The sequence below is a fragment of the Streptomyces sp. NPDC033221 genome (assembly GCF_055577005.1).
Map to the genome: position 1 here is coordinate 152,620 of NZ_JBVIQN010000020.1, position 11,564 is coordinate 164,183.

9 protein-coding genes are annotated in these 11,564 nt (G+C 73.2%); 6 read left to right on the forward strand and 3 right to left on the reverse strand.

The features are described 5' to 3' along the window. Window positions 1-72: 72 nt before the first annotated feature. Together ACZ53K_RS25325 and ACZ53K_RS25330 are read left to right on the forward strand one after the other, a co-directional pair. Complete coding sequence (locus ACZ53K_RS25325; protein WP_468840673.1) at window positions 73-1,095, forward strand: DUF1996 domain-containing protein; 1,023 nt, start codon at window positions 73-75, stop codon at window positions 1,093-1,095. Between the two features lie 196 nt (window positions 1,096-1,291). Next, a complete protein-coding gene (locus ACZ53K_RS25330; RefSeq protein ID WP_468840675.1) occupies window positions 1,292-2,920 on the forward strand; it encodes an alpha/beta hydrolase in 1,629 nt (542 codons plus the stop codon). A 130-nt stretch (window positions 2,921-3,050) separates the two neighbouring features. On the opposite strand, the gene hemQ is transcribed toward ACZ53K_RS25330, so the two are convergent. Together hemQ and hemG are read right to left on the reverse strand one after the other, a co-directional pair. Continuing rightward, entirely contained in the window at window positions 3,051-3,806 is a 756-nt protein-coding gene (hemQ, locus tag ACZ53K_RS25335) for a hydrogen peroxide-dependent heme synthase (protein ID WP_468840677.1), read from the reverse strand. Window positions 3,807-3,808: 2 nt separating this feature from the next. Further along, window positions 3,809-5,272 carry a protoporphyrinogen oxidase gene (gene hemG, locus ACZ53K_RS25340; RefSeq protein ID WP_468840679.1) on the reverse strand — a complete coding sequence of 488 codons (1,464 nt, stop codon included), beginning with the start codon at window positions 5,270-5,272 and terminating at the stop codon, window positions 3,809-3,811. Window positions 5,273-5,400: 128 nt separating this feature from the next. On the opposite strand from hemG, the gene ACZ53K_RS25345 reads away from it, so the two are divergent. Together ACZ53K_RS25345 and ACZ53K_RS25350 are read left to right on the forward strand one after the other, a co-directional pair. Continuing rightward, window positions 5,401-6,435: a DUF4349 domain-containing protein gene (locus ACZ53K_RS25345; RefSeq protein ID WP_468840681.1), complete on the forward strand. Its 1,035-nt coding sequence runs from the start codon at window positions 5,401-5,403 to the stop codon at window positions 6,433-6,435. A gap of 147 nt (window positions 6,436-6,582) precedes the next feature. Then, window positions 6,583-7,809, forward strand: a complete 1,227-nt coding sequence (locus ACZ53K_RS25350) for a thiolase family protein (RefSeq protein WP_468840683.1) — start codon at window positions 6,583-6,585, stop codon at window positions 7,807-7,809. Window positions 7,810-7,856: 47 nt separating this feature from the next. On the opposite strand, the gene ACZ53K_RS25355 is transcribed toward ACZ53K_RS25350, so the two are convergent. After that, the gene (locus ACZ53K_RS25355; RefSeq protein WP_468840685.1) at window positions 7,857-8,366 is read right to left on the reverse strand and encodes a hypothetical protein; all 510 of its coding nucleotides are present in this window, start codon (window positions 8,364-8,366) and stop codon (window positions 7,857-7,859) included. Between the two features lie 160 nt (window positions 8,367-8,526). Here ACZ53K_RS25355 and ACZ53K_RS25360 point away from each other — a divergent pair, with 160 nt between their 5' ends. Further along, window positions 8,527-9,957 (forward strand): aldehyde dehydrogenase family protein, encoded by a 1,431-nt coding sequence (locus tag ACZ53K_RS25360; protein ID WP_468840687.1) that lies wholly within the window; start codon window positions 8,527-8,529, stop codon window positions 9,955-9,957. A 109-nt stretch (window positions 9,958-10,066) separates the two neighbouring features. Further along, window positions 10,067-11,449, forward strand: a complete 1,383-nt coding sequence (locus tag ACZ53K_RS25365; protein ID WP_468840689.1) for an FAD-dependent oxidoreductase — start codon at window positions 10,067-10,069, stop codon at window positions 11,447-11,449. Window positions 11,450-11,564: the final 115 nt, after the last annotated feature.

Consider the following 11,564-nt stretch of genomic DNA (forward strand, 5'->3'; position numbering starts at 1 on the left):
TCGGCTCACAACGCCACTCCCCCGTCCGGGTCCCCACCCGTCAGTCCGTCATCTTCACCATCGTCACCCAGCGTGACACAGCCCACTGACAACGCCTCGGAATCCGCCCCCGCCCCCGGCTCCACCGGCCGCTCGGACGTCCCCGCCGACGCTCCCGACGGCCCCGCCGGCCCGACCGGAACCAGGGCCCCCGCCGCCTCCGGCACCGGCCAAAGCGTCCCGGCGGCCGGTGACTTCGCCGACATCCGCTCCGTACGCCCCGGCCAGCAGCCCCTGCGCAACGGACGCGACGCGTCCACCGGCACCTTCACCAGCGCCTGCGGCCGCAACGAGAACCGGCACAACAACCCCGACAACTTCATCGTCACTCCCGGTGTCGCCAACGGTGCCCACCACCTGCACGACTATGTCGGCAACCGCTCCACGGACGCCTTCTCCACCGACGACTCGCTGCGCGCGGCCGGCACCACCTGCGCCCGCGGCGACAAGTCGACATACTTCTGGCCGGTGCTGCGCCGCCTGAGCGGCCGGGACGGCCCGAGCAGCGGCAACGGGCAGGACCCGGCGGACGGGAACGTCGGCCAGGTGCTGACGGCCCGCTCGGTCTCACTGACCTTCCGCGGCAGCCCGGCGGGCAAGGTCACCGCCATGCCCGAAGGCCTGCGCGCCATCACCGGCGACGCCAAGGCGTTCACCAACGGCACCGCCAACGCGCGGGCGCAGTGGACCTGCACGGGCTTCGAGAACCGGCGCCTGACCGACAAGTACCCGCTGTGCCCCGGCGGCAGCCAGGCCGTACGGCTCCTGGACTTCCCCAGCTGCTGGGACGGGACGAACAAGGACAGCGCCAACCACCGCACCCACCTCGTCTTCCCCGACCGGGCGGGCAGCTGCCCCACGGGCACGAAGGCCGTGCCGCAGCTCCAGATGCGGCTCACCTACGCCGTGCAGCCGCAGCCGCGCGCCTTCGCCCTCGACAGCTTCCCCGAACAGCTGCGCAAGCCGGTGACCGACCACGCCGACTTCGCCAACTTCATGCCGCGCGACCTGATGGCGCGCGCGGTGCAATGCATCAACTCCGGCCGCCGCTGCTGAGGAACACGGGGCCGGGTCCACGCAAGGCTGTACGAGCCGAACGGCCGTGATGACCGCACCGCGCTCCACTCGTTGGGGGCATAGCTCCCGACACCGGAGCGCGGTGCTTTACAAGGTCAACCCTCGACTCAACTATCCCTTTTGTATGCGCACCGGTTGTCCGCGCACCGGGCGCCTCCATACGAAGGGACGGCTTGTGAAAGCAGTAGCGCTGTACGGCACCCTCGGGTCGCTGGTCCTGACCGCACTCGTCGCCGTCCCCGCCGGCGGGATCGCCCACCCGGCCACGGCCGGTGCCCCGGCCCCCGCGCCGCCCCGCATCGTCTTCGGCGGCTGCGCCCCCGAGGAGCACCTGCCGGCCGGTGTGGAGTGCGGCCGGCTCGCCGTCCCGCTGGACTACGGGCACCCCGCGGGCAAGAAGATCACCCTCACCGTGAGCCGGGCCCGCGCCACCGGCTCCCCCAAGGAGCGCCAGGGCGCGCTGGTCTTCAACCCGGGCGGTCCCGGGGCGTCCAGCATGAACTTCCCGCTGTACGCGAAGGTGGACCGCTGGCGGAAGACGGCGCGGGCGTACGACTTCGTCGGATACGCGCCGCGCGGTGTCGGGCGCTCGGCGCCGCTGTCCTGCCAGGACCCGGCGGAGTTCGCCAAGATCCCGAGCGAGAGCCCGCGGCACCCCTCGCAGGCGTTCAAGCGGAAGAAGTTCGCCGAGGCGAAGGCGTACGCGGCGGGCTGCGCGCGCAACGCGGGACCCGCGCTGCGCCACTACACGTCCGCGAACAACGCACGCGACCTGGACATGCTGCGCGCCGGGCTGGGCGAGAAGAAGCTCACCTACATGGGCGCCTCCTACGGCACCTACTTCGGGGCCGTGTACGCGACGCTCTTCCCCGGCCACGTCCGCCGGATGATCTTCGACAGCGTCGTCAACCCCGACCCCCGGCAGATCTGGTACCGCAACAACCTCGACCAGAACACCGGCTTCGAGCGCCGCTGGCAGGACTGGGGCCGCTGGGTGGCCAAGCACCACAAGGTGTACCACCTGGGTACGACATCGCAGGCGGTGCTGCGCACGTACGACACCGTACGGGAACGGCTGCGCCACCGGCCGCTGGCGGGCAAGGCGGGCTCGGCCCAGCTGCAGGCGGCCTTCCTCAAGACGGGCTACAACGACGCGTACTGGCCGGTGCGCGCCGCGGCGCTCGCCCGGTACGTCAAGGGCGACCCCAAACTGCTGATCAAGCAGACCGTCCCGCAGCCGGGCGGCGAGAAGGCGGACGAGAACGGCAACGCGGTCTACACGGCCGTGGAGTGCAACGACGGGGCGTGGCCGCGTGACCTGCGGGTCTGGGACCGGGACAACACCGCGAGCGCCCGCGTAGCGCCCTTCGAGACGTGGGACAACGCCTGGATGAACCTGCCGTGCGCCTTCTGGCCCCGCCACTCCCCGAGGGGCGTCGTCCAGGACCCCATGCGCTACGCGCGGGATGTGACCGACGTGACCCTTCCGCAGGCGGGCGCGCCACACCGCCCGGTCGACGTGCGGACCGCGCCGGGCGCGCTGCCCCCGGTCCTGCTGCTGGCCGCCGAGCGGGACGGCGCGACGCCGCACTCCGGGGCGGTCGAGCTGCGGCGCCGGCTGCCCGGTTCGGCGCTGGTGACCGAGCGCGGCGCGGGTACGCACGGCGTCTCCTTCGGGACGAACGCGTGCGCCAACCAGCACGTGGAGCGCTATCTGCTGACCGGGCGGACCCCGGCCCGGGACACGTTCTGCGGGCCGCGTCCGGAGCCGAAGCCGATCATGCCCGCCAAGAAGCGCAAGTAGCGTAAGTAGCGCTGCGGACTCAGCAGCACGACGGACGGCTCAGCAAGCGACAGGCCGGGCGCGGTGGATGCCGCACCCGGCCTGTCGCGCCGTCTCGGGCAGGCTCGGCGCCCCGGACCTGCCCGGCGACTCAGGCCAGCCCGGCGACCAGCTCGGCGACCGCCTTGCGGCGCCCGGTGTAGAACGGCACCTCCTCGCGGACGTGCATCCGCGCCTCGGAGCCGCGCAGGTGCCGCATGAGGTCGACGATGCGGTACAGCTCGTCGGCCTCGAAGGCGAGGATCCACTCGTAGTCACCGAGCGAGAAGGACGGCACGGTGTTGGCGCGCACGTCCGGGAAGCCGCGGGCCATCTTGCCGTGGTCGGCGAGCATCCGGCGGCGGTCCTCGTCGGGGAGGAGGTACCAGTCGTAGGAGCGCACGAACGGGTAGACGCTCACGTAGTCGCGGGCGACCTCGTCGGCCAGGAAGGCCGGGATGTGCGACTTGTTGAACTCGGCCGGGCGGTGCAGCGCCATGTTCGACCAGACCGGCTCCAGCGCGCGCCCCAGCTTGGTGCGGCGGAAGAGGTTGTACGCCTCCTGGAGCGCGTCGGAGCTCTCCGAGTGCCACCAGATCATCACGTCGGCGTCGGCACGCAGACCGGAGACGTCGTACGTGCCGCGCACCACGACGTCCTTGGCGGCGAGCTGCGCGAACAGCGTCTCGACCTCGTCGGCGTAACCGGCGCGGTCCTCGGGCAGCGCGTCGCGCAGCTTGAACACCGACCAGAGCGTGTAGCGGATGACCTCGTTCAGGTCCTTCGCCTTCTTGCCGGCGTTCGGGGTCTTCTCGGGAGCGGCCCCGGTGGGGTTGGCGGGGGCGGAAGCGTCAGTCATGGGTCCCATTCTCACTCGCCCGCCGTGGCGGCTTGCGGCAGGGTGTCCAAGATGTCGTCCGCGGCCGTGCACGCGGAGGCGATGCACGCGGGGATGCCCACCCCGTCGTACAGCGCGCCGCACACCCGCAGGCCGGGCAGCTTGCCGGTCTCGGCCCTGATGCGGTCCACCCGGTCCAGGTGGCCGACCGGGTACTGCGGCAGCCCGCCCGCCCAGCGCGTGACCCGCTGCGCGACCGGCCGGGCGGCCAGTCCGACGGCCTCGCCGAGGTCTCGCAGCGACAGTTCCACCAGGTCGGCGTCGTCGCGCTCCAGGTCGGCCTCGTCGCGGTACCGCCCGAGGGAGGTGCGCAGCACGAACAGGTCCGGGTCGCCGTCGGCGATCCAGCCCCACTTGTTGCTCGCGAAGGTGGACGCCTTGATCTTGTGGCCGTCGACCGGCGGCACGAGAAAGCCGCTGCCGGTCAGCGCCTCGACGTCCGCGCGCCGGAAGGCCATGGTCACCAGGGCCATGGAGGCGTACTCCACGGCGGACAGCTCGGTGGCGGCGGCCGGCGCCTCGGCGGCCAGCAGCCGGGCGGCGGCGGGCGCCGGGGCCGCCAGGACCACGGCGTCCGCGTCCAGCGCCGCCGGTCCTTCAGCGCCGTCCAGGACGACGCGCCAGCCGTCGGCGGTGCGCCGCAGCTCCTGGACGGGTGTGTGCGTACGGATCTCGCCGCCGGCGGCCCGTACCGCGTCGGCGACGGCTTCCGGCAGTGTGCCCACGCCGCCGTCGATGCCCATGAAGACGGGCGCCTGCGACTGGCCGGGCCCGGCGGCCCGTGCCGCCGTCCGCGCCTGGATGCCGCGTACGCCTTCGATCAGCGAGCGCTCGGCGCGGGCGGCCTCGAAGAGCTGCGGGACGGCGGCGCGCATCGAGATGCGGTACGCGTCGCCCGCGTACACGCCGCCCAGCAGCGGTTCGACGAGCCGGTCGACGACCTCGCGGCCCAGCCGGGCGGCGACGTACTCACCGACCGCCACGTCCGCGCCGACGTCCGTGCGCTCCAGCGTCTCGTCCTCGGCGATCCGCGCCATGCCCTCGGCGGAGATCACCCCGGAGGCGGCCAGCAGGTCCAGGTCGCCCGGCACGCCCATCACATGCCCCTTGGGCATCGGACGCAGCGCGCCGCGCGTCCACAGCGCGGCGGTGGCCGTCGTGGGCGGCTGCAGCCGGTCGCCGAGGCCCACGGCGCGGGCCAGGTCCACCGCTTCCGGCCGCTTGGCCAGCATCGACTCGGCACCGAGGTCCACCGGTACGCCCGCGATCTCCCCGGCGCGCAGCTTGCCGCCAAGCCGGCCGGAGGCTTCCAGTACGGTCACCCGCGCCCCGCCGCCGAGCAATCGATGGGCCGCCGCCAGCCCCGAGATGCCCCCACCGATGACGACGACATGACTTCCGGGCGCGCGGCCCGCACTGGTGTGCGCTGTGCTCATGGCCCCACTCTCTCAGAGTCCGCGCGGAGGCCGGACCGTGACCGCATCGCGACCCACGGACGGCAACCCACGGCTCCCCCGCCACGTCGAAGTGGCAACAGCGGCAGACCACTTCGGGGGTACGTGACATGGGCACAGCGAGCAGGTCGTACGGGGCGCGGCGGGCGGCCGCGGGAGCGCTGCTCGCGGCGTCCCTCGCGGTCGCCGGATGCGGGGCGGCCGGGGAGGGCCGGTCGAAGTCGGCGAGCGCGCCGCAGGCCGACAAGGGCTCCGCGCGGGGCGAGCAGGGCATGGTCGGGCCCAAGGCGCCGGGCGGCGCGGAGGGGGCCGACGGCAAGGCCGGATCCGGGTCGGGGTCCGGGCCGGGGTCGGGGTCCGGGTCCGGGTCGGGCAACGGGACCGGAAAGTCCGCCCCCGTCTCGACGGCGCAGATCATCCGTACGGCGACGCTCACCGTCGAAGCCGCCGACGTACCGGGAACGCTGGCCAAGGCCCGTACGGCGGCCAAGGGCGCCGGCGGCTACGTCGGAGACGAGTCCACCGACCGGGACAGTGAGGGCCGGGAGCGTTCCCGGGTCGTGCTGCGTGTGCCGCCCGAGGCATACGACGGCCTGCTGGACCGGCTCTCCCGGCTGGGCACGCTCAAGGAGCGGCAAGTCTCGGCCAAGGACGTCACCGACCAGGTGATGGACACCGGAAGCCGCATCAAGTCGCAACAGGCCAGCGTGACGCGGGTGAGGGCGCTGATGGACCAGGCCACTTCGATCAGCGACATCGTCACGCTGGAGTCCGAACTCAGCCGCCGCCAGACGGAACTGGAGTCCCTCCAGGCCCGCCTGAAGTCGCTCCAGGAGCAGACCGGTATGGCGACGGTGACGCTGGTGCTGCACGAACCGGACGCCACGGCGGACGACGAGGAAACCTCCTTCGGGGACGCGCTCAGCGGCGGCTGGGACGCCTTCACGGAGGGGGTGCGGAGGCTGCTGGTAGCGGTCGGCGCGTCGCTGCCGTTCCTCGCCGCCGGAGCGCTGGTGTACGTGCTGTGGCGGGTGCTGCGGGGACGGCTGCCGCGGCGTACGCGGACGTCCGAGGTGGCCCCGGCGCCTCCGGAGCAGTTACCCACGGAGGCCGCACGGGAGGGTGAGGGCCCGGGGGACCGTTGACAGCCGCGGGCGGCGGGCAAAGACTCGGGGCGATAGCGCCGATCTTCAGACAGACGATGTCGAACGGCTCCGGAATACGGACGGTTTCGGAGTACGAACGGCTCCGGAGTACGGACGGTTTCGAGCGGACAGCGAGGACAGGGCCTGATGACCGAGCAGGGTGCACGGGACGCACGAGGCGCTTGGGGCGCCCGGGACGTCTACATCGTCGACGCCGTACGGACCCCCGTCGGCAAGTACGGCGGCGCCCTCGCGGGCACCCGCCCCGACGACCTCGCCGCCCACGTCGTCAAGACCCTGGTGGACCGGACGCCCGCGCTCGACCCGGCCCGTATCGACGATGTCGTCTTCGGCGACGCCAACGGGGCGGGCGAGGACAACCGCAACGTGGCGCGGATGGCCGTCCTGCTGGCCGGGCTCCCCACCTCCGTACCGGGCGTGACGGTCAACCGCCTGTGCGGCTCCGGCCTGGAAGCCGTCATCCAGGCCGCCCGCTCCATCGCCCTCGGGGACGCGCACATCGTGCTCGCAGGCGGCGTGGAGTCGATGAGCCGCGCGCCGTACGTCTTCCAGAAGCCCGAGCGGGCCTTCCCCGCCGGGCACCAGGAGATGTTCTCCTCGACGCTCGGCTGGCGGATGGTCAATCCGCGGATGGCGCCCGAGTGGACGGTCGCGCTGGGCGAAGGCGCCGAGCTGATCGCCGACCAGTACGGCATCGGACGCGAACAGCAGGACGTCTTCGCGCTCGCCAGTCACCGCAAGGCAGCGCGCGCCTGGGAGGAGGGCGCGTACGACGCGGAGGTCGTACCGCTGCCGGACGTCGACCTGGCGCGGGACGAGTCGATCCGCGCCTCGTCCTCCCCGGAAGCGCTGGCCAAGCTCCGCCCGGCCTTCCGCAAGAAGGGCGGCACGGTCACGGCGGGCAACTCCTCCCCGCTCAACGACGGCGCCGCCGCGCTCCTCCTCGTCGACGAGGACGGCCTACGGGCCACCGGCCGGGAGCCGCTCGCCCGGATCGGCGCGAGCGCGGTGACCGGCGTCGAGCCGCAGTTGTTCGGGCTGGGCCCGGTAGAGGCCGTACGGCGGGCCCTGGACAAGGCGGGGCGCGGCTTCGCCGACCTGGCCACGTTCGAACTCAACGAGGCTTTCGCGGCTCAGGCTCTGGGGTGCCTCGCCCAGTGGCCCGGCCTGGACCCGGACGTGGTGAACCCGCGCGGCGGCGCCATCGCCATCGGGCATCCGCTGGGCGCGTCCGGTGCCCGGCTGGCCGGCGCGGTGGCCCATCAGCTCGCCGCGCGCGGTTCGGGTACGGGCCTGGCGGCGCTGTGCATCGGTGTGGGGCAGGGGCTGGCGCTCGTGCTGGAACGCGAGTAGCGGGACGCGGGCGGGCACGGGCGCTCGCCCCCGGGCGCGGCAGCAGCTCAGCCCCCGGCGCGAAACCCCTTCAATATCTCCAGATACGTCCTGCCCGCCTCCGTGACGACGAAGTGCTCCTGGACGTCCCCCTCCTCCCCCATCTGCGCGAATGTGCTGCCCGGCCGGCGTTCGATCAGTCCCACCCCGGTGAGGCGGCGGAGTTCGGCGTCGAGGAGGGGGCGGGTGTAGCCCGCGTCGTAGGGCAGCGGGGCCCCGTCGGCGAGGCTCTGCAGGTGCCGCAGTTCCTCGCGCGGCACCAGGTGTTCGAACAGGAATTTCATCCGGTCCATCTCCTGCTGCTGCCCGGCCTGCTTCTTCTTGATCTCGCGCAGCACGACGCCGCCTGCGGCCGTGTCGATCCGCTGGAGGATCGACGACATCCAGGGGATCAGCGCGAGGACGAGCAGCGCCACCGCGGTCATGTCCATCCGGTCCGGTACGAACAGCTTGAGCGCGAGCCCGAGCAGCGCAGCGACGGTCACCGCCGACCGCGTCCACAGGTCCTCCTTGGACACCGTCCGCCCCCTCCCGGCCGCCCGCCGTCGTCAGTGACGGTGCCCCGGTGACGCGGTGCCCGCAAGGCCGGAACCCAGCCGTCCGTGGTGATCATCGTGCGAGAGGATGAACCGAACCGGTTCACTCCTCAACCGTTCTTCCGAACGGAGGCCGCGCGCGATGCCCCTGCTCGACCTTGACCATCTGCCCCTGCTGCACGGCGGCGAGACCACGGCGGTCGAACCGGCGACCGGCGACACCCTGGCCGCGTTCACCCTCGCCGCCCCCGCCGACGTGGAGAGCGCCGCCGCCGGGGCCGCGGCCGCCCGGCGCGCCTGGGCCCGTACGCCGTACACGGAGCGGGCCGCGGTGCTGCGCCGGGCCGGGGACCTGATCACCCGGCACGCCGCCGAGCTGTCCGAGTGGATCATCCGGGAGGCCGGCAGCGTGCCCGGCAAGGCCGAGTTCGAGATCCGTACCGCCGCCGAGGAGTGCTACGAGGCCGCCGCGCTCGCCCATCATCCGCTGGGCCAGGTGCTGCCCTCCGCCGCGCCCCGCCACTCCTACACGACCCGGGCGCCGGCCGGTGTCGTCGGCGTCATCGCGCCGTTCAACGTCCCGCTCGTGCTCGCCATGCGGTCCGTCGCCCCGGCCCTGGCGCTCGGCAACGCGGTCGTCCTCAAGCCCGACCCGCGCACCGCGGTGTGCGGCGGCCACGCCGTGGCGGCGGTCTTCGCGGCGGCCGGGCTGCCCGAAGGGCTGCTGCACGTACTGCCGGGCGGTGCCGAGGCCGGGCAGGCCCTGGTCGGCGACCGGCACGTGCGGGTGATCTCCTTCACCGGCTCCACCAACGCGGGCCGCGACGTCGGCGCGCTCGCCGCCCGGCACCTCAAGCGGGCCCATCTGGAGCTGGGCGGCAACAGCGCCTTCCTCGTGCTGGAGGACGCAGACCTGGACGCCGCGATGTCCGCCGCGGCCTGGGCCTCCTTCTTCCACCAGGGCCAGGTCTGCATGTCAGCAGGCCGGCATCTCGTCCACGCCTCCTTGTACGAGGAGTACGTGGAGCGGCTGGCGGCCACGGCGGACGCGCTCGCCGTCGGCGACCCGTACCGGGAGGACGTCCAGCTCGGGCCGGTCATCGACGCCGGACAGCTCAACCGCGTCCACGGCCTGGTGGAGGCGAGCACGGCGGCGGGCGCCCGGCTCGCGGCCGGCGGCACCCACCGCGGCCTGTTCTACCGGCCGACCGTCCTGGCCGACGTGGACGACCGGTCCCCCGCCTACGCGGAGGAGGTCTTCGGACCGGTCGCGCCCGTGCGCAGGTTCCACACCACCGACGAGGCCGTGGCCCTGGCGAACGACACCGAGTACGGGCTGGCGCTCGGCGTCGTCACCCGCGGCACCGCGCGCGCCCTGGAGCTCGCCGACCGTATCCCGACCGGCCTGCTGCACATCAACGACCAGACGGTCAACGACGAGCCGGTGGCGCCGATGGGCGGCTTCGCCGACTCCGGCACCGGCGCGCACTTCGGCGGCACGGCCAACCTCGACGCCTTCACCGAGACCCGCTGGACCACGGTCCGCGCCACCCCGGCCGGCTATCCGTTCTGACCCGTAATCTGCGCCGTGGCGGCAACCGTGCGGACGGGTACCGGTCCCCAAGGACAGGTACCGGCATACGTACGACAGATACCGGCACACGACGAAGGGAGTATCCGCGATGGCGGAGCGACTGGTGGTCATCGGGGGCGACGCGACGGGCATGTCCGCCGCGTCCCAGGCCCGGCGGCTGAAGAAGCCGGGCGAACTGGAGATCGTCGCCTTCGAACGGGGGCACTTCGCCTCGTACTCCGCCTGCGGCATCCCGTACTGGGTCGGCGGGACGGTCGACGGCCCGGACGACCTGATCGCGCGGACGCCGGAGAAGCACCGCGAGCGCGACATCGACCTGCGGATGCGGACCGAGGTCACCGAACTGGACCTGGACCGCGGCCGGGTCCGCACCCGCGACCTGGACGGCGGCGGCACCGAGACCTGGACCGGCTACGACAAGCTGGTGATCGCCACCGGCGCGCGGCCGCTGCGCCCGCCGCTGCCGGGCATCGACGCGCCCGGCGTGCACGGTGTGCAGACCCTGGACGACGGGCAGGCGCTGCTGGACACCCTGAAGGCCACCGAGGGCACCAAGGCGGTCGTCGTCGGCGCCGGCTACATCGGTGTCGAGATGGCCGAGGCGCTGGTCACCCGCGGTTACGACGTCACCGTCCTGGACCGTGGCGAGCAGCCGATGTCCACGCTCGACCCCGACATGGGCGAACTGGTCCACGAGGCGATGTGCGGGATGGGCATCGAGACGGTGCGCGGCGCCGCCGTCACCGGCATCCGCACCGACGGTTCCGGGCGGGCCTGCGCGGTGACCACCGAGGACGACGGGGAGTTCCCGGCCGACGTGGTCGTGCTGGGCCTGGGCGTACGGCCCGAGACGACCCTCGCCGAGCAGGCCGGGCTGCCGCTCGGCGACGCGGGCGGGCTGCTCACCGACCTGTCGATGCGGGTGCGCGGCCACGACGCCGTGTGGGCGGGCGGCGACTGCGTCGAAGTACTGGACCTGGTCCTGGGCCGGACCCGGCACATCGCGCTGGGCACCCACGCCAACAAGCACGGCCAGATCATCGGCTCGAACGTGGCCGGTGACTACGCGACCTTCCCCGGCGTCGTCGGCACCGCCGTCTCCAAGGTCTGCGACCTGGAGATCGCCCGGACCGGGCTGCTGGAGGCGCAGGCGAAGAGCGTCGGCCTGCAGTACGAGACCGTCACCATCGAGTCGACCAGCCGCGCCGGCTACTACCCGGGCGCCCGCCCGATGCGCGTGAAGATGATGGCCGAACGGCGCACCGGCCGCCTCCTCGGCGTCCAGATCGTCGGCCGGGAGGGCGCGGGCAAGCGGGTGGACGTGGCGGCGGTGGCGCTCACGGCGCGGCTGACGGTCGAGGAGATGACCGCGCTCGACCTCGGCTACGCGCCACCGTTCTCCCCCGTATGGGACCCGGTCCTGGTCGCGGCCCGCAAGGCGGCTGCCGCGGTACGGAACGCGGGCGACTGAGCGCGGCGGGCCGCCGGGCTTCCGGCGGACCCCCCCCCGATCCACACGCCCTCTTCCCTTTGACATACTCCCCCAAGCGGGGCATCGTGGTCGGGTCGGGGTTTGGTACAAAGAC